Genomic DNA, 20,627 nt, shown 5'->3' with positions numbered 1-20,627 from the left:
TCTAGGCGGCCCCACCGCCGGGTCTTTTGCTGGAAAAGAGCGACGTTATACGCGCCCAAATGGATCGGCGTGGCTCGCGCGTGTCCAGATACGGCACGGTCACCACCGGTGCCAGCCCCAGCTCTCGCTCCATCTGAGCAGCCGAGCGCATGACCGGATTGCGCATCTCAAGCAGATAGGCGAAGGCGAAGGCGAAAAAGACGCTTGCGGCGCCGCCCAGTATGGCCTTTCTTGTCCGGCTTTCCGTCACCGGATAATCGGGCAGCGCGGCCTCTTCGATGACGGTCAAACGCTCGGCTTGGCGCTGATCTTCGAGGCGGAAACCCAATTCAGCGTCTGTGCGGCGGGCCGCGATGTTCGACAGCTCGTCGCGCAACTGTTCAAGTTGGCGTTCATAGACACCAATCTGGCGCTGAACCTCGGGAGAGGTTTCAATCAATGCCTCAAGCTCTTGCTTGCGGTCCATCAACAGCTGACGCTGTGCTTCGAGCGTGGCGAGCTGTTCCAGATAGTCCCCTCGCAACCGTTCTGCAGTGGCGGGTCTTTGGCTCTTTTCCGCAAGCTCCATCGCACGTTCAACCTCGATCCGGTCTCGCGCAATGTCCAGAAGACCGTCGTTGATGGTCGACACTTCTTCGCGGCGGAATTCCAAGCTGCCGGGCAGCGACAGGTCATGCGTGTTGCGATATTCGGTGATTTCGTTGTCCAGCGCCGTGATCTCGTCAGCGATTGCTTGTTCCTGCGCATCAAAGAACGCCAAGGTCTTGCTGGCCTGTTCAATTCGATTCTGTTTGCTCAGTTCGATGGTACGTTGACCAAACTCATGTGCGACGGCCTGCGCCAGTTCAGGCGTTTCCATCCGGGCCGTGATTGTCAGGACAGAGATTGTGCCGTCGTCAGAAAACCCTTCGCGCGCCGCCGCAATACCTTCGATCCGAACCGAGCGGCGCAATCGATCGATGCGCGCACTGTCTTTCAGATCGGGAAGGTTCTGATACAAACCAAATTTGTCAATGATTTCAAGTACCGTACCCCGTGTCATCAGACGCTGCTGGATCAACTGCAATCGTCTGGCCGAGGACCCCTCGACCGTAGTTCGGGCCAGGTCATCGGCAATCACGGGTTGGGCGATTTGAATGACTTCGGCGGATTCATACTCGTGAGTTTGGCTGAGCGCCAACATCACCGATGCAACGCAGCCAAGCGCAATGATGGCCACGATCATCCATGCCCTGCGACGGAACATATCCATCAGTTCATCTAGCGAAAAGATCGGCCCCATGTGCCTTATCCAACCTGCAAATAGCTTTGTTTCTTGCTGCTCTGCCAACCTCGTTTTGGGTCGACACAGTTTTTTAACCACAGCAAACAGGCGAAACTATGGCGTCAGCAAGTCCTAGCTGGTGTCAGGAGGCGTAAGCTTCAAGACGCGATCCACGACCGCGGTTCAAAATCACGCCGAGCAACGGTACATGGCCACCGATGATCTTTTCACAGGCCTTGATCTGATCCGATGTGGTCTGCTCCCCATCCGAGACCATCAACACACCGTCGATCTGTCCCATGAAGGCCGCCAGATCATCATGTGCCAGAACCGGTGGCAGATCATAGAGAACAACATCCGGCTGCAGGTCTTCGATCATTGCGTCCAGCGCTTCAGCGCAAGTTTGCGACTGCAACAGCTCTGCCGCATCGGGACTGGCAGCATCCGTCAGCCCAACAGCAAGCGTATCGCTGCACCGCACAAAATGGTCCTGCAATGCCAGTTGTCCGTTCAGAAAGTCTTTTTGCCGACCCGCAGCGGCGATATCCAACGCGGATTGCACGCCGGGGCTACGCAGGTTCATATCCATCAGGACCGTGCGGCTGTCCGGAACCCGCGCCAAACTCAACGCCAGGTTGGTTGCCGTAAACGTCGCCCCACATCCAGACGTGGGCGCAACGATCGCAACTTGGCGCCACCCCTCGTGTTTGAGGGTCTGCAACAGTCGAGTGCGAAGAATATCGAATGCTCGCGCTGTCGGGGTGTCTCGAAAGAAATTGACCAAGGGTGCCCGTGATTGAAAGCGATCACGGGCACTGATGGAAACGGGCTGCAACTGATCCCAAGTGTCCGGCAGTACGGCTGGCAAAGTTTCCACACGCACGTCTTCGGACAGGACGTGGGGCTCAATCGGCTCATCCCGCAGAGCGGCCTTGCGGCGGAAGGGCCGATACGACTCCTCGGGTTCCCCGGGCGTATTCTCGACCAGGGACGGGCTGCGAACATTATCAAAATCCGACATCATCTTGGTATCATAATAACTCATGTCGCGGCTCCCAGACCACTTTTTTCCTGAACGATCACAACCATGTTGCCTCTGTAGTCAGTACCCGGTGCGCCGCGCCACGACGCCGAGGGTCTTGAACAGCAGAACAACGTCCTGCCTGAAGCTCACCGATCGGGCATAAGTCGCATCTACACGCGAGCGGAAGCTGAACACTTCTTCGTTGCGCGCCGACACCTGCCACAATCCCGTGATGCCCGGGCGCAGCGACAAATAAGGGCCACTGGGACCATAGAGCGGCAGCTGATCCGGCATCATCGGGCGTGGGCCAACCAGGCTCATGTCTCCGATCAGAACGTTCCACAGCTGTGGCAGTTCATCCAACGAGGTCTTGCGCAGGATATTCCCCACACGCGTGATCCGCGGATCGTTTTTCAGTTTCTGCGTCGTCTCCCACTCATGCCGCAGGGCGGGGTCCGTTTTCATCAGATGGTCGAACTGCACGTCCGCGTCCATGACCATGGTGCGCAGCTTCAGCATTTTGAACGAGCGACCTCCGCGCCCCAGGCGGGTCTGACGGTAGAACGGGTTGCCCCCCTCGAGCATCAAGGCGATGGCACAAATCCCAATCACCAGCATCCAAATGGGCGCCGTCAGCACAATCAGGCTAACGTCAAGAACACGTTTGCCGAATAGGGCATAGGTCGACTGACCCAACCCTTTGGCCGATGCCTCGACGCCAGCATTGATGTTTGCAGGCACAACCCCCATGGCCGCAACAGAACCGACGCCGTCATTGGGTATCGCTATTACTCGACCGGATGCTTCCAAGGCCGCTTCCTGGACATAATCCTTCATCGTTTCCCCCATGTGTGCGTCTAAAAATTTCGCTGGCTACACCACCAACGAGGGACGCTGCACCTTTACTCTCACTCTGGCTCGAAACGCAGTGGCTGCTCCGAGCGGGTTCTTGTTTCATATATGTCGCGTCCGCACCCATCGCGACTGTTTGGTCGACCAGAACACGGCCAAGTTATGCCATTGTTCTGCCACGATTGAAGGTACCACCGGCCCATCCAATTTTCAGAAAATCCGCGTAAACAGATTGTTTCCGCTCGTAACACAGCGAAAAAGCGTGATTTCTCGACTTTTCCAAGAACCAGTCCCCCAAAAACCAGACCCATTGTTCACAAATCGAAGATAGTGCCGGATGCAGAATCAAATTGCCCTGTCGCCAATCAGCGTTAAAGGGGAAAACGCTGAAATGCGGCGCAAACATGGCGTAAGCCCAATTTCGCGCCTCAACGTCACAATCGACTGACGCTCAATAGCATCACGCCCATCTCACCAGACCGACTAGGCCACCCGGTATTGCCCCGGGGTGTTCCCAGTCCAGCGCTTGAACGCATCATTGAAGCTGCTCAAACCAGAATATCCAAGAAGGTATGAAATCTCTGCCAAGGACAGATCGCTGTCCTTGAGATAATTGATCGCCAGCGCCGTGCGAAGATCTTCGAGCGTCTTGAAAAACGTCGTGTTTTGATCCGCCAAACGTCGCGACAACGTGCGCGCACTCATGCCCAAAGTACGCGCCACCGTCTCTTGTCCGACCTCACCGGATGACAACCGGTCGGCAATTGCGCGCTCGACCTCGACCACAATAGGCGGCAGGTTCCTTGATTTGTCTTGCAGAACGCGATCACACAGATCGACCAATACCTTGTAGAGTTCATTGTCCGCCGTCATCAGGGGCAGATCCAGGTCTTCTGGTTTGAAGTGATATGCGTTAGCCGTCTGTCCGAATTTGACCGGACAGCCGAAAAACCGCTCAAACACGTCGACGTTGGAATTGCGGGCGTGATGAAAGGTCACTAGCTGGGGACGAAAGTCACGGTTGGTTGCCTGCCGCATGGCAAACAGCAGCCCCGATGCACCAAACTCGACATAATGGCGCCGCCGCACATGGGTGGGCACGGCAAAATACCACCGCAACACGCCGTCGCTGTCCAGCCGATCGATGTCGATTTCGACCGCATCACTAAACACCCGACGATAGCGGGTCACGTTGCGAATGAAGTCTCTTACCGTGGGCGAGGACATGCCCACATAGCAAATCATCCCCGTTCGGCGCATCTCTCGTTTGGCGCCGCGCGCGAACCCCAAGACATCATCGCCCGTCAGCTCGCTGGCGTGTTCAAAAAATGTGGCGATCTGATCGAATGGCAGGAACGGCTTCTCCTGATTCAGCAGCTCGGGAGAAATACCGGTCGCATTGAACACTTTGTGCTCGCTGAACCCTTGGGCCAACAGATCCTTGGCCAATGTCTGAACGAACACGGCACCGTGCATGGGGGTTGGCTGTACCATGTCAGGCGTCCCCCCTTGCCCGCATGAATTCCCGCCAAACTGTCTGCAACAATTCTGCCTATACCCTTGTTGTTTCAACCGAGTTTTTTGGAACATAGCACTTGCTGGCCAGAAATCCCCAGCAAAATGACCGGCTCGCCGAATGATTTGTCCAATATCCCTAAGCATAGCTCGTCCCCAATGCTCAAATCTCCCATGACATTAGAACGCAGGCCGACACCCAGTACCTCGATAGGGGTGCTTGGGGGTCGCCTGCAAGATCGGGATTTTTGGAGGGTCTGAATGAGCCGCCTGACTGAAATGGAAGCTTTTGCCACCGTCGTCGAAGAAGGTGGCTTTACCGATGCTGCGCGCAAGATGGGGATCTCCAAGTCCGCGGTGTCGAAACACATCTCGGCCCTGGAATCCCGTTTGGGCGCCCGCCTGCTGAGCCGCACGACACGGCGCGTCAACCCGACCGAGATTGGGCTGGCCTATTACGATCGGGCCAGCCGCATCCTGAATGACGCTGGCGAGGCCGACGCCTTGGTCGCCGCATTGCATGCGCAGCCTTCGGGTTTGTTGCAGGTTTCGGCCGCCAGCGATTTCGGCATTCACGAGTTGTCGCCCCTTCTTAGCGATTTTCTCACCGAATATCCCGACATCACCGTGAACCTTGAACTGAGCGACCAGACCATGGACCTGATCGCTGAAGGGTTCGACCTGGCCATCCGCGTGGGAGAGCTGAGAGACAGCAGTCTGCGTGCCCGCAAGCTGATGGAATTTCCGATGCGCCTTGTGGCCAGCCCCGAGTATCTGAAGACACATGGAACTCCTGAAAAACCCGCCGATCTGGAAGGGCACCAGTTGCTGAGCGCATCGACCCGGCCTGGCGCCAACATCTGGCGCTTGACGGACGAAACAGGCGCCGTGCGCCAGGTGGCTGCGACCGGCGGGCTAAGTGTCAACGATGGGCAATCCCTGCTCAATGCGGCTGTCGCAGGTCTGGGGATCGCTTACTTGCCCGAGTTTCTGTTTCGCGAAGCCGTCGAGCTTGACCTGTTACGCGACGTCATGCCGACGCTGCCAGAACAGTTGCAACCGGTCTGTGCCGTCTATCCCCCTGGCCGCTTCACGCAGCCCAAGGTACGTGCCTTCATCGATTTTCTGGTGCATCAACTGGCTCAGTCCCCCAAGAACAGGCTTTGACGGAACCAAAGCATCAGGGCTTAATGGCAAAGTGCCTTCATTCCATTCAGGAGTCCCAACGGATGCCAGTTTCCTTGCAAGTCATTTATCCTGTCGCAGACGGGTCCACCTTTGATCACGACTATTATGCAAACACGCATATGTCATTGGTCGCAGAGCACATGGGCCCACATATCCAATCCACATTGGTCACAAAAGGGCTCGCCGGCGGTCCGGATGTCCCCGCAGGATATCACGCGGTCGCCACAATCGTCTTTGCCGACAAAGATGCGCTTGGTGCGGCCATGGGTGCAGCCGGTCCGGTAATGGCGGATTTGCCCAACTTTACCAATGTTCAGCCAAACATGCTGATCGGCGAGGTGATCGGCTAGCGCGCCATATCTCCGTTGTGAAGCAAGTTCAGCAACTGCCGCGTCCCAGTGGTCGCGCGATCATTCTGCCCTTCTTCAATAAAGGACAATACACGCGCCAGAGCCTCCTTGTGGCTCAGCGCATCCAGATAAGCCCCCGGCTGTCGCAGTTTTCTGGGACGGATCGACAGGTACAACGCCTGCACGTCCTTGGCCCCGTAGCCGTATTTGTAGCTTTCGTTGCCATGGCAGAAATCATAGACGCCATAACCGTTGTCGATGGCCCACCGAATGCTCTGTGAATGCAACAGCGCCCCGATGTGGTGACCCCGGGCGGTCTCGTCTCGTCCGGCCACGATGAAATGCATGCGTTTGTGATGCGGGTCCAGGACGTGACCCAAGGCACCCAGCATCCTGTCACCATCGCGCAGGACTGACAGATACAGTAGCCCAAATTTCTGCGCAGCCATCAACACCTGAAGGTAGTTCCCTGCGACCTGACGCGCTGTTTCAGCGCCTTTGACCTGCGCCCACTTGGCCTGCCAAAGCGTCAGCAATGCATCAATGTCGCGTGTATGATCCGTGGTCGCGGCAAACGTCAGCGCGCCGCTCTCCAGGAACTTTCGTTCAAATCGTTTGATCTTTTGCCTTGTGTTCCGGCTCAGGCAGTCACTCAGGTACTGATCATAGCTGCCCGGCAATTGAACCTGCGGGCACAACAGGTTGTCCGTTTCACCACGGTTGATGCGATAGGGTTTGAGACGTACACGGTGCGCATCTTGCGAAAACGCCCGAGTGAAGATCCCCACCCTGCGTTCAGACAGGACATATCGCAAAGACAACTTGATCCACGGAAGAGATTGCAAGCGGTTGGCGATTGCCGTGATCGCCATCTCTTCGTGCGCGGGATCACACAAAAACCCGGTGTACTCGCTCCACAACAGACGCCCGCCCGCCTCGATCTCGGTTTGAAACTCGGTTCGGGTCTTGCTCCAGTGGACGCGATATTTCAGCGGCAGCACTGCCACCAGGTCCTGATCGACCCAAGCCGTGATCACCCGCCAACGACCCGTCGTTCGTTCAAAGGCCTGTCGCAACCAGGCCCAGGACAGAAAAACCGTGCCCTCAGCGTCCTTCTGTTCCAGAGCTTCCCAGGCCGGACGCAAGGCGCGAAATCCGTCCAAGCTATCGACGTATTCAACCCTCAACCCGGCGGCGCTGCCTTGTTCGGAAATGGCGCGATGAACTGTCATCACGCGCTTTTCAGCGAGCGGCCTTCCTTGAGAATTTCAAGAAAGCTGTCGCGCGCGCCTTCGAAATTTCGGGTCAAGGGGGCGGTCACCTTGGCCTGAGCCGAGAAATAAGCACCAACCTGACAAATCTGGGCCGCAAATTCAGGATGCACCCCTGCGTCGTCATATTTGCGCACGCGCTGTTTGGACAGCCAGCCGCGTTTTTGGGCCTCTTTCACGATCAGCTTGAACCGCTGCACGCAATGGAACGTCTGATAGATCGACAGGTATTCCAGATAGGCGCCAATGTCGTGACCACATTCGGGATCGAAACAATCGATCATCACATCGACCATCTGATCCGGCGCAATGGGCCAGGCCTCGTCCCCGATCAGCCAGGCAAAATCCTCGGCGCCGTGACGCAGGCCCGCATATTCAAAGTCGAACCAGCGCAATTTGCCGTCCTTGCCAATGGCCGCATTGCCCGAGCGGCAATCCCATTTGACGAACTGTCGGCCCGGTTGGGCCACGGCCTCGCGCGCGGCTGTGCCATCAAAGCTATCAGAGATACCCATCGAATAGGGTTGCAGCGCGCTGATCGCGCCCACCACATTGTCGATCCAGTTTTTGTTGGTACCAAGATGCGGCATCATCTCGTGCAGGTCGGATTTGCGTGCGGCACTCTGATAGCGAAAGATCGACGCCACCGCCTGTGCAGCCAGGTCCAATTGACCGGCGCTTTCGTGTCGAACGATTTCCTGGTTGAGGCGGCGACGCCCGACATCGCTCTGAAACATGATCTCGCCCACAACACCCAGAACTTCGGGAGTGTCATCGCAGTAGGTCCGCAGCTCTTCCAGAACATGCGCCTCAAGATGGGTGCGGCGAAAGTTAGGGCGGAAGGTCGCGATCACATCCATATCGTCAAAGTGCAGGCGAAAGCTGGACCGCCCTTCACCGCCAGGCGCCGTCACCTTGAGAACCGCGCGATCAAAGTGATCTTCAGCAGTCTCCACGATACGCTTCATTCGATCGTCGTTGTCAGTCTTGGCCACAATAACACCTCACGTTCATAATCTGATCACGCACGCAACTGCGCCCGGATTGCTCGAATGGCCAAATGAATACCCTGCGACTTTGGCGATTCTGAGGAAGCAATACGTCAGGCTCCGATACCACATCCTGCCGATTCGACCGCAGAGTTGACCTAGGGTGAGCCGCGATTGGCGGTGATCGGCAATCAATTGACCGAGCCGCGCAGTCATTGTTTCGCATCTCCAGCCAATACAAAGGCATATTTGTCAGAAAGTTGACACAAAATTGCCCGAATTGCCGTCGGCCCATAACCTGACCGGTATTCGATGAAAGCCTGCTGCCAGAAGCACTGGGGGGCCAATTGCGGTTCTGGTGGCAGGGAAAATGCACACGTCCATAGGGGGAGTGATACGCATGGGATACAGTTATTGGAATTGGTACGGATACGGCGGTAGCAAGTCGTATCATAATGGCGGGGTCGAAGGTGACGACTTCTGCGACTGGTATGACTCCTATCTCAATGGAAAGTATGGGTCAGGGTACGGTGACACCAAGGGCTCCGGCTCAGGTGGCACCAAGGGTTCCGGCACCGGCGGCACCAAGGGGTCCGGCACGGGCGGCACCAAGGGTTCCGGCACGGGCGGCACCAAGGGTTCCGGCTCGGGCGGCACCAAAGGGTCCGGCACGGGCGGCACCAAAGGGTCCGGCACGGGTGGCACCAAGGGTTCCGGCACGGGTGGCACCAAGGGTTCCGGCACGGGCGGCACCAAGGGGTCCGGCACGGGCGGCACCAAGGGGTCCGGCACGGGCGGCACCAAGGGTTCCGGCACGGGCGGCACCAAGGGTTCCGGCACGGGTGGCACCAAGGGTTCCGGCACCGGCGGCACCAAGGGGTCCGGCACGGGCGGCACCAAGGGTTCCGGCACGGGCGGCACCAAGGGTTCCGGCTCGGGCGGCACCAAGGGTTCCGGCACGGGTGGCACCAAGGGTTCCGGCACGGGCGGCACCAAGGGTTCCGGCACCAAAGGGACCGATCCGGTCGAACCTGAAAAGACCAAGGTCACATTCGAGGTTGGCGAAGACCCGCAGGTGACGGTTGAAATCGCGGCTCTCGACAGTGGCGAGCTGTTCATCCGCCTGTCGCCGACCGAATACGACGGCACCGAAGGTGACATCGACGGCTTCTTCTTCAACATGACCGACGATAACGAAGTCGCGGCGCTCAACTTCTTCCCGTCTGACGGTGAACGCGGCGTGACTGGTCATCAAGCCAACGCAAACTCGGTCACCGGGCTGGCAAACGGCTTTACGGTTCCGATGCCCTTCGATGCGGCGTTCGAGTTTGGCGACACGGTGGAAAACCCCGGCGATCAGGAGTTTGGTGACGAGATCTATGACATCAACTTCACGCTCTGGTCCAACAACGGCCCGCTGACGTTGGCAGACATCGATCTGGATAGCATTGGCGTGGCAGTCGACACGAACTCGCCGGATGCTCAACTGCTGACGGAATCGGACGCGGTGAATTCCGGGGCCAGTACGTCGGACGCATATCATAACGGTGGCGTCGAAGGCGACGGCCTGGATGATTGGTATGACAAGACGCTGGGCGACAAGTATTCGGACACCAAAGGTTCCGGCTCGGGTGGCACAAAGGGCTCCGGTTCGGGTGGCACAAAGGGCTCTGGCTCGGGTGGCACCAAAGGCTCCGGCTCAGGCGGTACCAAAGGCTCCGGCTCAGGCGGTACCAAGGGTTCCGGCTCAGGCGGTACCAAGGGTTCCGGCTCCGGCGGTACCAAGGGTTCCGGCTCCGGCGGTACCAAGGGTTCCGGTTCGGGTGGCACCAAAGGCTCCGGCTCCGGCGGCACCAAGGGCTCAGGCTCCGGCGGCACCAAAGGGTCCGGCTCGGGTGGTACCAAGGGCTCCGGCTCAGGCGGCACCAAAGGCTCCGGCTCGGGTGGCACCAAGGGTTCCGGTTCGGGTGGCACCAAAGGCTCAGGCTCCGGCGGCACCAAGGGTTCCGGCTCGGGTGGCACCAAGGGCTCCGGCTCGGGTGGCACCAAAGGCTCCGGCTCGGGTGGCACCAAGGGTTCCGGTTCGGGTGGCACCAAAGGCTCAGGCTCCGGCGGCACCAAGGGTTCCGGCTCAGGTGGCACCAAGGGCTCCGGCTCGGGTGGCACCAAGGGTTCCGGCTCAGGTGGCACCAAGGGCTCCGGCTCGGGTGGCACCAAGGGCTCAGGCTCCGGCGGTACCAAGGGCTCCGACTATGGCCTGCCGAAGTACAAGGACGACGGGAAAGACGAAGATCATTCCTACGACGAGACCGTGGTTTACGGGTCGGGCGGCACCAAGGGAGCTGCCAAGTCCGAAGACTTCATGGCCCTGATGAACAAGGGGACCGAAGACATCGACGACGCCCATTCTGACGACAAATGGGACGACGATGAGGTCGACGTCATGGCGTAAGCCACGTCCACACAAACCAAAAAGGACCGGCCATCGCCGGTCCTTTTTTATTTGCGGATACCCAGTTTTGCGCCAATCTGTGGTGCGGTTGGTAACCCTCGGTGATCCTCAAGCATCTGCGCCAGCCGCTTTTGTGCCCAGTCGGGGTAGTTGGAAGAGCGCCCTGTTTCCTGACTGACGTTGATGATCATCCCCTCTTGAGTGGCACACAGAACGTCATCCTTTTCCGCGTACATCTGCCCGAAATAGTGCAGACGCTTGTGATCATGATCGACCAGGCGAAAATGAAAATAGAACTTGTCGCCTTCAAGCAATTCTCGCAGGAACTGAATATGCGATTGGATCATGTAGGGACCAGCTCCGGCGGTTCGAACATAGTCTTCGCCGATGCCCAGGTAGTCGCCAACCATCTTTTCCAGCGCCAGATCGAACGCCACGCCGTAGTAGCCCACGTTCATGTGCTTGTTATAGTCGATCCAGTCCGGTTTCACGAACATGTCCCGCACGACGATCGGCGCAGGGTAAGGCCCGTCATGGCCACTGATAGCGGTTTCGCTCATGCGCTTGCCCTTTTGTTTGCAGTCCAACAATCAAATTGCCCAGAAAGCCAAGGCTGGGCAAACACTTCCTGACGTCACACGTCGGCGGCTTGATGCGCGTTCAAACCACGCATGATCCAGGACCGGGTATCGGCCGGGTCAATCACCGCATCGATTTCATTGTACGAGGCCACGTTGATCGCGCCCCCTTCGGCATAGGCACGCGCCACCAGCTTGCCGAACAGGGCCTCGCGCGCTTCCGGGTCGGTTAGCGCCTCCAACTCCTTGCGATAGCCCAAACGCACCCCCCCTTCGAGCCCCATGGCTCCGAACTCTCCGGTCGGCCATGAGATGGTAAATACCGGGTTGGCGAAACTGCCGCCCGCCATGGCCTGGGCGCCAATGCCGTATCCCTTGCGCAGGGCGACAAAGAAAAGCGGCACGGAAAGATCGGCCCCAGCCCCGATGAAATCACAGGCAGCAGCCACCCCACCCTCACGCTCGCTGTCGGGACCAACCATGAACCCCGGCGTATCGCACAAAGACAGGAGCGGCAGACCAAAGCGGTTGCACAACCGCATGAACCGCGCCCCCTTGGTCGAGGCCTGCGCATCCAACGCGCCGCCCAGATGGTGCGGGTTGTTCAGCATGACCCCCATGGGGCGCCCTTCGATCCTGAGAAACCCGGTGATCAGCCCGACCCCGAACTGCGCGCCAAGCTCCAAAAAGCTGCCCGCGTCGGCCAAGGCCTGCACCACCTTGCGCGGATCGTAGATCCGCTTGCGGTCCTCGGGCACCAGATGGCGCAGCATCCGCTCGTCCGCCACGGTCCAATCATCGGTTGCGCCCTGGAAATACGACAGAACCTGACGTGCTGCATCGACCGCCTGGGTGTCATCTTCGGTCAGAATATCGACCAATCCGATCTCGGCCTGCATTGGTGCCGGGCCAACTTCGCGCGGGTCAAAACGACCCAATCCTCCGGCCTCGATCATGGCAGGGCCGCCCAGGCCAATCCAGCTGTTGCGGGCGGCGATGCGAATGTCGCCAGCCCCAAACAACGCCGCATTGCCCGCGAAACAAAAGCCTGAATTCACCGCTATCTTGGGCCCCCACCCGCGCAGACCTGCGTAGGCGGTAAAGGTTTTGACATCGAGCGCGCAATGCATGGTGCCCGCAAAGTCGTCATCATTGGGCCGCCCCCCGCCACCTTCGGTCAGAAAGATGCTGGCCAAGCCCAACTCCGCCGCCTTTTCCAACAGTCGGTCGGTTTTGCGATGTCCAAACACGCCTTGGGTGCCCGCCATCACGGTCGAGTCATAGGCCAAGATGGCGACCTGCCCTGCCGCATCTTCAAACTGGCCCGCGTTGACGGTGCCCAAACCGGTCACGATCCCATCGGCGGGCGAGGATTTGATCAACGCTTCAACACCCAGTTTCTTGCGTTGCGCTGCGATGACCAGCTGGCCGTATTCATGGAATTCCCCACCTGCGCACAGCCGTTCGACGTTCTCGCGCGTTGTCGCCTGTCCCCGGGTCCGGCGGCGTTCAACCGCTTTGGGTCGGGCCCTATCCAACGTCAGCGCCACGCGCTCACTAAGCTTGGTCAGGTCGCCGCGCGGGCTGTCCGGATCAATCGCAGTTTCATGCTCTTGGGCCTCGTGCGTGTCTCCATCGGGTCGAAGAATGCACAGCGTCGCGCCGACTGGGACGGTGTCGCCCTTCGTGGCTGGGAGCTCTTCGATCCGGCCCGACTGAGGGGCGACGATTGGATGCTGCATCTTCATCGCTTCGATGATCATCAGCTCTTGTCCGGCCTGAACCTTATCCCCGGGCGTGACCAGGACATCACTGACAAGGGCCTGGATCGGAGCCGCCACACTCACGCATCCCTCGGGCACGTCAATCGGTGAAACGGTCTCCTTGGGAGAGTCCTGCCGCGCATCAAACACGCGACCCGGTTGCGCGGCCGCGCCCGAGAACCCGTCCAGAAACCGGGTGGTAACGTCCCACTTCTGCACCTCGGGTGCGGCCAGGATAGAGCGAAGCTGCCCGAGGTTGGTGTCCACGCCAGAGATTTCGGTCTCGGACAGGGCGCGATCTGCGCGTTGCAGCAGACCAGGCAGATCGTCTCTGCGGTGATGGACAATGATCTTGACCAACATGGGATCAAAACCGGGATTGGTGGCATAGTTCGCATATCCATGGGTTTCGACCCGAACGCCTTGCCCACCCGGCATGTGAAACCGCTCCAGCGTGCCACTAACCGGCAGGACAGTTCCGTCCGGCTGGAGTGTCTGCGTGTTCACACGCACCTCGATTGCTGTCCCCATGGGCGCGGCGGGGGTCAAAAGGTGCTGGTCGATATCCGCCAAAACCTCACCCGCCGCCAACCGCAATTGCAGCTCGACCAGATCATACCCCGTAACCTCTTCGGTCACAGTATGCTCGACCTGTATGCGCGGATTGGTTTCGATGAACCGAAATGCGCCTGCCTGCATGTCCACCAGAAACTCGACCGTTGCCACACCACGCAGCTTGGATGCGCGCGCAAGGGTCAAGGAGGCTTGGATCATCTGCCCGCGCAGGTCGTCGGTCAGCCCCACAGCAGGTGCAAGTTCAACAACCTTCTGGTTTCGGCGTTGCAGCGTGCAATCCCGATCCCACAGGTGCGTTACGGCCTTTCCGTCCCCCAGAACCTGAACCTCGATGTGGCGTTGGTCCGCCAGGTACTCCTCGGCATAGATGTCCGCCATACCCGAGCCTGACGCCGCTTCGGCGCGGGCCTGTTCAAAGACTGATGCCAATTCGTCGGACGTCTCGACCCGGCGCATTCCGCGGCCGCCGCCGCCCTGCACGGCCTTGAGCATGATCGGGTCGCCAACCTTGTCCAGAAACGCGCGTGCCTCTTCGACAGTCGCAAACGGGCCGTCGCCCAGCGGCACGGGCACATCCAAGGATTGCGCCACCGCGCGGGCCCGCAGCTTGTCGCCCATTTCCTCAAGCGTTTCGGGATCAGGACCAACAAAGGTCAAACCAGCCTCTGCACTGGCCCGGGCAAAATCCGCGCGCTCACTCAGAAGGCCATAGCCAGGGTGCACGGCCTCACAACCTGTCTCGACAGCTGTTCGGATCAGCGCATCTACGTCCATGTAGCCCGCCGCCCCCGCGCCAGGCAGTTCGCAACTCTGATCCCCATGTTTGACATGCAGGCAGCGCGCGTCGTCGGCGGTGTGGACCGTGACCACGGACACCCCCATCTGTGCCGCGGTACGCGCGATGCGGATGGCAATCTCGCCCCGATTGGCGATCAGCAGTTTCTTGAACATCGGTACGCCCCTTCTTTCCTTGCCCCATCAAAGGCCCAGAGGGAGGGCAAATCCAGACGCTCGGTCAGGGTTGACGCAAGGTCGCAGGCCAGTACGCGGTTGAATTCAAGTGCCAAAGCGGCTGAAAAGCGTCTCCAACCCTTCGTCGATGTGCTGTTGCATCCCCCGTTCGAGCAGGAAATCCCGCAATTCGGCATTGAACCCGCCGGGCGTGCCTAGGGCTGCGAGCAGATCATCCAGCGCGCCCTCGTGCTCAAGCGGCGCTGCCAGCAGGCCGCCGCCCACCAAAAGCCGCAGGAACCGCTCTGCCTCGCCTGCTTCGCCGGTTTTGGCCGCCAGCCAGTCGCGTGTCAGGGCAAGCTGTTTGACCGCAGGAGAGAGGATGGCTTGGGCCGACAGAAACGCCTCTAGATCTGCGGCGCTATTGACCGAAATCACATGGTTGTTTGCGCCAAACAGGTCATGCATCAGTGACGATGCTGGACAGCACAAGACGGGCGAGCCCCCCTGTGCGATGGCCGGAAAGGGAATGGCAATACCTTCGACCTTTGCGGGCGCCACCAGTCCCGCCAATTCGAGTTTTGGCACTTCGGCCATCAACGAGATGACCGATTGACCGTCCCGAAACCGCAGATCCGGCAGCAAAGCGCGCGCGACATCTGGCATCAGGCCCAGGATCACCACATCACTTTGGTCCAGCACCTCTTGATTTGCCACGACAGATACGGCGGCAAATTCTTGGGACAGTGCTTGTGCGTTGGCCTGCGAACGTTCTGAAACAACGATCTGGTGACCATCGTGGACGATCCCCCGCACCACAGCCGTAGCAATAGTCCCGGTTCCTAAAATCCCGATCCGCATCAGATATCCTTCATCAAGCGCAGCGCATCATAGATGGCCGCATGGGTGTTTCTGGCCGATACCGCATCACCGATCCGAAACAGGTCAAACGCGCCATCAGGGTTGCGCACCACCGATTGCGGACGTCCCGCGATCAGCGCAGCATGATCGACCTCTCCCCCATTGCGTGATCGTGGACGCAGGTCGAAATAAAGGTCGGCGTTCGGCAGCGTGCCATAGTTCACGATGATCATATCATAGGTTTGCTGTTCGATCAGATCGCTGTAATCCGTCCCGATCGCCGCCCGCAGACGGTTTCCTTCGCGCTCGATCCCACACAGGCGGCGAGTGACGGTGAACGCCACGCCCTTGGTCTGAAGATCGCGCATGTAAGGCACCAGGTTCATCGCCATGATGTCGGGGGCAAAGATCCGGTCGGGCGTCATCACCTCGACCTCCGCCCCCGCAGCGCACGCCGCCATCGCCGCCTGCAGCGCCGGGTGATCGCCACTTTCGTCATAGATCAACACCCGTCCCGCCGGTTTCACTGCACCCGAGATCACGTCCCAACTGCTGACCGCCAGGGGCTGTTCGTCTGCCGTTTCAAAAAGGCAGGTGTTCGGCAGCCCGCCAGTGGCGATGATCACCACATCCGGGGACAGACCCAGCACATCGTCAGCCTCGGCCCAGGTGTTGAAGTGAAACTGCACATCCCGCGCCGCACATTGGGCCATGCGCCAGTCGATGATCCCGATCATCTCGCGCCGGTGCAGGGTTTGCGCCGTCAGACGCACCTGCCCGCCAGGATCTGCCGACGCCTCGAACACGGTGACGTCATGGCCGCGCTCAGCCGCCACCCGCGCAGCCTCAAGCCCGCCAGGACCCGCGCCCACGACAACCACGCGCTGCTGCACGTCAGCGGCCGAGATCACATGTGGCATTGTCAGTTCCCGCCCGGTGGCGGCGTTGTGCATGCACAACGCCTCGCCCGCTTGATAGATGCGATCCAGACAATAAGTGGCCCCGACGCAAGGGCGAATGTCATCCTCGCGCCCTTGGGCGATCTTTTGCACCACGTGGGGATCGGCCATATGCGCACGGGTCATGCCCACCATGTCCAGTAGCCCCTCGGCCACCGCATGGCGCGCAGTGGCCACATCGGGTATGCGCGAAGCGTGGAAGGTGGGCATGCCGATCTCGGCCCTGACCCGGCCTGCGAAATCCAGATGTGGTGCCGTGCGCATGCCTTGGACCGGGATCACATCGGTCATCGCCGGGTCGGTATGAATGCGTCCCCGGATCACATTAAGGAAATCCACCTGTCCGCTGTCCTGCATCACCCGAGCCATGTCCAACCCAATCTCGGGCGTTATGCCGCCCGTCGCGCTTTCATCCGCCGTGTACCGCACACCGATCAGGAAATCCGGGCCGACGCGGTCACGGATGGCCCTGATCACATCCATGCCGAACTGCATTCGACTGTTCAGGCTTTCGGCCCCGTACCTGCCCTCAAGATGGTTGGTGAGCGGCGACCAGAACTGATCGATCAGATGGCCATAAGCCTCAAGCTCGATCCCATCCATACCGCCCGCCTGCATTCGTTCGGCCGCATCAGCATAGTCGCGGATGATCCGCTCGATGTCCCACTCCTCGATCAGTTTGGGAAAGCTGCGGTGTGCCGGTTCACGGTGCGGCGTGGACGAGACCGAAGGCAGCCAATCGCCCTTGTTCCACCCGGTTCTGCGCCCCAGATGCGTCAGCTGGATCATCACCGCACAGCCGTGTTCGTGGCAAGCATCCGTTAGGTTGCGGATCCACGGGACGACCTCATCCTTGTAGGCCAAAACATTGTTGAAAACCGGCGGCGAATCCGTACTGACCGCGGCTGACCCCGCCGTCATGGTCAGAGCCACCCCGGCCTTGGCCCGTTCTTCGTGATACGCGCGATAGCGATCCTTGGGCATCCCGTCTTCGGGATAGGCCGGTTCATGCGCTGTCGTCATGATCCTGTTCTTGAGCGTCAGATGCTTGAGGCGATAGGGCTGCAGCAGCGGATCCTTGGACATGGCGGTCGCACCTTGGTTGGCTTTGTCGACATGACTGTCGATTTTAAGAACAAAAGTGTCAAGACAGTTGTGAGCCTTTGCCTGCGGTGCTAAGCGTGCATCATGAACGACCAGACCCCTCCCCGCCAACGCGGGTCAGAAACCCTGTGGCTGGATGCTGCTGCGCAACTGCTCTGCGAAGCAGGCATCGACGCCGTCAAAGTCATGCCATTGGCAAAACGTCTTGGCCTGTCCCGCACCGGCTTCTATTGGCATTTCCGCGACCGCGAGGCCTTGCTCGAGGCACTGATCCAGCGGTGGGAGGCCAAGAACACAGGCAATCTGGTGGCCCGGACCGAGGCATTTGCCGAAAATATCTGCGAGGCGATGTTCAACCTGTGCGACTGCTGGCTGGATGACGCGCTGTTTGATTCCCGCCTGGATCTGGCCATCAGAAACTGGGCTCGCACCGATGAGGCCTTGCAAGATCGCCTGAACCGTGCCGATGAACAGCGCCTGACCGCTATACAGTCCATGTTCACCTATCACGGCTATTCAGAGGCCGAAGCCGAGGTCCGTACCATGACTGTGCTCTACACCCAGATCGGCTATCTCTCGATGCAAGTGCAGGAAAGCCATTGGAAACGCATTGCGCGGGTGCCGGATTATGTCGAAGTCTTTACGGGGCAGCGCCCCAGCGAAAGCGACGTGGGGCGCTTCATGTCCAGGCATCTGACAGAGCAAGCATAAGGCTCACACAGGGCGGAACGAGGTCGGCCTGATCTTCTGAAAAGGTCTAGCATCCAAACACGCCTGTCTCCATCGCTCCACCAGTGCTCTGCGGTACCGCGCCGCGCATAGCGCGGCGCCCGGCCCAACGGAAGGAGGTGTTTCGCCATAAACATCGACGACGGGCGGGAGCGCTTCGGATCTTTTCAACCAAGCCTGCAAATACACCCGCCGGACACCGGCAAGGCGGACCCCTGTTTCCGATTTACAGCTCACGGATCCAAAACTGGAGCGGCTTTTGTGTTTCTGCCATCTCATCCAGATCCTTCCAGGAAAACTGGGCAACAGCACCGGGTACCTTTGCATACCCGCGCGCAATCCAGAACTGGTCTAGCGGCTGATAATCTTTGGGTTTGAGCGGGTGATCCGGCGGGCGTTGAACGCCACAAAACGCAACCTTCGGAAGCCCGAGCTCGCGTGCAAGTGCCTCACGTAGATCAAAAAACCGATGCCCCACACCCTGGCCCCTGTATTCGGGCAACAGCACGGATTCGGCACAATAAAAGACGTCCGCCAAATCGTGACCTGTTCCGGCAAAGGCTGCTCCGAAATCATCTGCATGATCCGTCAGCGGCGTACCCGTGGACGCGCCGATCAGCCGATCGCCATCAAAGGCGCCAACAAGGACCGCCCCATCGCTGTCGCGATACGTCTGCAAATAGTCGCGCTCGTACTCCAAATCCCCATCATACAGATAGGGAAAGGCCCGAAACACCGCGATCCGCAGAGCAGCCACATCATCCAGCGCCGCCTCGAGCGCCGCGCCGGTCAGGACACGGACATCCGTGACCTTAGCCATTCGAAACCTGCTTCACCCAATCCGCAAGGTTGTAATAGGTGGTGACACGGGTGATCTTGCCGTCCCGCAGATCAAAAAAGGATCCAGCAGGCAGGCGATAGGTCTGGCCCTTGGCTTCAGGCAGACCTGGGTCCGTTTCCAGATAGGTGCCGTTGACGATGTATTCCGCCGCCGCGCGGGTGCCGCCTTCCGCCTCGAACACAACCATATCGGTTAGCTCTTCTTTGTAGCAGCGGTTCATATGCGCGCAGAAGTCCGCAAACTTCTCGCGCCCGACGCGGATCTGCCCCTCGTTCACATGGTGGGCCACATCGTCGGACAGGCAGTCCAACATGGTGTCCACATCACCAGCGTTGAAGGCCGAAAAATAGCGTTTGACGGTATCGTTCATGTCATCTCCGTTGGTTCGCCCCAACGATCCTTGAGATGCTGAATGATCTGATCGCGGGTCTGTCGATAGCTGTTTAGCTTGTCATTCCGCGTCTCGCCGAGCCCAGTAGGGTCCATTATTGGCCAATATTCGACATCGAGGTGAAAATATCGCGTGAGTTCCAGCGCCCGGCGCTGGCTGGCCGGCGACAGAGCAATCACCAGGTCAAAGGAGCTCAGATCGTCGCCCCACTGTTCCATCATGTCGAACGAGCGCGAGCGGTGGCGGCTCAGCTCGACATCCATCTCCTGGCAGACCGCGATGGAAAAACCATCGATCTCCATATCGTTGTGAACACCTGCGGACTGAACATAGGTGTCCATTCCGTAGAATTTCTTCATGATACCTTCGGCCATCGGGGATCGCACCGCATTGTGGTCGCAGCAAAACAAAACCGACTGCGGAAGCGGCAAAACCACCTTCAGCCCCCGAAATGCAGCACGCAGATCAGCGTGAACAGGCGGCGGGCGGTGTCGGTGTCGATATCGGCCTTCCCTTCCAGCCTTTCCTGCAAGACGCGGCTGCCCTCGTTGTGAATGCCCCGCCGCGCCATGTCGATCGTTTCGATCTGGCTGGGTGGCAAGGTTTTCACCGCGTTGAAATAGCTTTCGCAGATCTGAAAGTAGTCTTTGACCACCTGGCGGAACGGCCCCAACGACAAGTGAAATTCCGCAGCCTTTTCCTCGGCTTCCGTATTCACGTCGAACACCAGACGCTTGTCGCGGATCGACAGGTTCAGGTGATATGGACCGTCCGGAATGACGCGATCGTCTCGCTTGGGCAGGGCAAAACTGTTCTCTTCCAGCAGGTCGAACATCGCCACCTTGCGCTCCTGCTCGATCTCGGGTGTCGGCGGGGGCAGGTTGCGGTCGTCCAGTTCGATTTGACTGATGCGGTTCATCTGTGCGCGGTCTCGGTCAGCGTAAGTTGCGCACGGTCCTACAGGATCGC

Annotated in this window: 18 protein-coding genes; 4 read left to right on the top strand and 14 right to left on the bottom strand. The window is 59.3% G+C overall.

Going from position 1 to position 20,627, the window contains the following annotated elements:
- Position 1: 1 nt before the first annotated feature.
- The 4 genes from TRM7615_RS08080 to TRM7615_RS08060 all read right to left on the bottom strand — a co-directional run bounded on the left by TRM7615_RS08080 (position 2) and on the right by TRM7615_RS08060 (position 4,634).
- Positions 2-1,282 carry a Wzz/FepE/Etk N-terminal domain-containing protein gene (locus TRM7615_RS08080; RefSeq protein WP_108786386.1) on the bottom strand — a complete coding sequence of 427 codons (1,281 nt, stop codon included), beginning with the start codon at positions 1,280-1,282 and terminating at the stop codon, positions 2-4.
- 124 nt (positions 1,283-1,406) lie between these two features.
- The gene (locus TRM7615_RS08075; protein ID WP_108786385.1) at positions 1,407-2,309 is read right to left on the bottom strand and encodes a CpsD/CapB family tyrosine-protein kinase; all 903 of its coding nucleotides are present in this window, start codon (positions 2,307-2,309) and stop codon (positions 1,407-1,409) included.
- Positions 2,310-2,366: 57 nt separating this feature from the next.
- A complete protein-coding gene (locus tag TRM7615_RS08070) occupies positions 2,367-3,125 on the bottom strand; it encodes a sugar transferase (protein WP_235824042.1) in 759 nt (252 codons plus the stop codon).
- 498 nt (positions 3,126-3,623) lie between these two features.
- Entirely contained in the window at positions 3,624-4,634 is a 1,011-nt protein-coding gene (locus tag TRM7615_RS08060) for an AraC family transcriptional regulator (RefSeq protein WP_165821390.1), read from the bottom strand.
- Between the two features lie 282 nt (positions 4,635-4,916).
- On the opposite strand from TRM7615_RS08060, the gene TRM7615_RS08055 reads away from it, so the two are divergent.
- Positions 4,917-5,822 (top strand): LysR family transcriptional regulator, encoded by a 906-nt coding sequence (locus TRM7615_RS08055; RefSeq protein WP_108786382.1) that lies wholly within the window; start codon positions 4,917-4,919, stop codon positions 5,820-5,822.
- A gap of 62 nt (positions 5,823-5,884) precedes the next feature.
- Positions 5,885-6,193, top strand: coding sequence for an EthD family reductase (locus TRM7615_RS08050; RefSeq protein WP_108786381.1), 309 nt, complete (start codon positions 5,885-5,887; stop codon positions 6,191-6,193).
- Here TRM7615_RS08050 and TRM7615_RS08045 read toward each other — a convergent pair.
- Both TRM7615_RS08045 and TRM7615_RS08040 read right to left on the bottom strand, forming a co-directional pair.
- Entirely contained in the window at positions 6,190-7,425 is a 1,236-nt protein-coding gene (locus TRM7615_RS08045; RefSeq protein ID WP_108786380.1) for a GNAT family N-acetyltransferase, read from the bottom strand. The genes TRM7615_RS08050 and TRM7615_RS08045 overlap by 4 nt on opposite strands.
- The gene (locus tag TRM7615_RS08040; RefSeq protein ID WP_108786379.1) at positions 7,425-8,432 is read right to left on the bottom strand and encodes a hypothetical protein; all 1,008 of its coding nucleotides are present in this window, start codon (positions 8,430-8,432) and stop codon (positions 7,425-7,427) included. Before TRM7615_RS08040 ends, TRM7615_RS08045 begins: the two co-directional genes overlap by 1 nt.
- Before the next feature lie 421 nt (positions 8,433-8,853).
- On the opposite strand from TRM7615_RS08040, the gene TRM7615_RS25915 reads away from it, so the two are divergent.
- Positions 8,854-10,905: a hypothetical protein gene (locus TRM7615_RS25915; RefSeq protein ID WP_235824041.1), complete on the top strand. Its 2,052-nt coding sequence runs from the start codon at positions 8,854-8,856 to the stop codon at positions 10,903-10,905.
- Positions 10,906-10,952: 47 nt separating this feature from the next.
- On the opposite strand, the gene TRM7615_RS08025 is transcribed toward TRM7615_RS25915, so the two are convergent.
- The 4 genes from TRM7615_RS08025 to TRM7615_RS08010 all read right to left on the bottom strand — a co-directional run bounded on the left by TRM7615_RS08025 (position 10,953) and on the right by TRM7615_RS08010 (position 17,679).
- Positions 10,953-11,465 (bottom strand): thioesterase family protein, encoded by a 513-nt coding sequence (locus tag TRM7615_RS08025; RefSeq protein WP_108786377.1) that lies wholly within the window; start codon positions 11,463-11,465, stop codon positions 10,953-10,955.
- Positions 11,466-11,539: 74 nt separating this feature from the next.
- A complete protein-coding gene (locus TRM7615_RS08020) occupies positions 11,540-14,773 on the bottom strand; it encodes an acetyl-CoA carboxylase family protein (protein ID WP_108786376.1) in 3,234 nt (1,077 codons plus the stop codon).
- A gap of 105 nt (positions 14,774-14,878) precedes the next feature.
- Positions 14,879-15,634 (bottom strand): NAD(P)-binding domain-containing protein, encoded by a 756-nt coding sequence (locus TRM7615_RS08015; RefSeq protein ID WP_108786375.1) that lies wholly within the window; start codon positions 15,632-15,634, stop codon positions 14,879-14,881.
- Entirely contained in the window at positions 15,634-17,679 is a 2,046-nt protein-coding gene (locus TRM7615_RS08010) for an oxidoreductase (RefSeq protein ID WP_108786374.1), read from the bottom strand. The genes TRM7615_RS08015 and TRM7615_RS08010 overlap by 1 nt, the downstream gene beginning before the upstream one ends.
- A 102-nt stretch (positions 17,680-17,781) precedes the next feature.
- Here TRM7615_RS08010 and TRM7615_RS08005 point away from each other — a divergent pair, with 102 nt between their 5' ends.
- Complete coding sequence (locus TRM7615_RS08005) at positions 17,782-18,408, top strand: TetR/AcrR family transcriptional regulator (RefSeq protein WP_108786373.1); 627 nt, start codon at positions 17,782-17,784, stop codon at positions 18,406-18,408.
- A gap of 244 nt (positions 18,409-18,652) precedes the next feature.
- Here the strand turns inward: TRM7615_RS08005 and TRM7615_RS08000 are convergent, their stop codons facing one another.
- The 4 genes from TRM7615_RS08000 to TRM7615_RS07985 are packed head-to-tail and all read right to left on the bottom strand — an operon-like array spanning position 18,653 to position 20,577.
- Entirely contained in the window at positions 18,653-19,246 is a 594-nt protein-coding gene (locus tag TRM7615_RS08000) for a GNAT family N-acetyltransferase (RefSeq protein ID WP_108786372.1), read from the bottom strand.
- Positions 19,239-19,637, bottom strand: coding sequence for a ketosteroid isomerase-related protein (locus tag TRM7615_RS07995; protein WP_108786371.1), 399 nt, complete (start codon positions 19,635-19,637; stop codon positions 19,239-19,241). Before TRM7615_RS07995 ends, TRM7615_RS08000 begins: the two co-directional genes overlap by 8 nt.
- The gene (locus TRM7615_RS07990) at positions 19,634-20,095 is read right to left on the bottom strand and encodes an arsenate-mycothiol transferase ArsC (protein ID WP_108786370.1); all 462 of its coding nucleotides are present in this window, start codon (positions 20,093-20,095) and stop codon (positions 19,634-19,636) included. Before TRM7615_RS07990 ends, TRM7615_RS07995 begins: the two co-directional genes overlap by 4 nt.
- A 2-nt stretch (positions 20,096-20,097) precedes the next feature.
- Positions 20,098-20,577: a UPF0262 family protein gene (locus TRM7615_RS07985; protein ID WP_085794611.1), complete on the bottom strand. Its 480-nt coding sequence runs from the start codon at positions 20,575-20,577 to the stop codon at positions 20,098-20,100.
- Between the last annotated feature and the right edge of the window lie 50 nt (positions 20,578-20,627).

The organism is Falsiruegeria mediterranea M17 (genome assembly GCF_900302455.1).
Lineage (GTDB): Bacteria > Pseudomonadota > Alphaproteobacteria > Rhodobacterales > Rhodobacteraceae > Falsiruegeria > Falsiruegeria mediterranea.
Note: the sequence above shows the minus strand (reverse complement) of the source record. Positions and strands in the feature narration are given on the sequence as shown.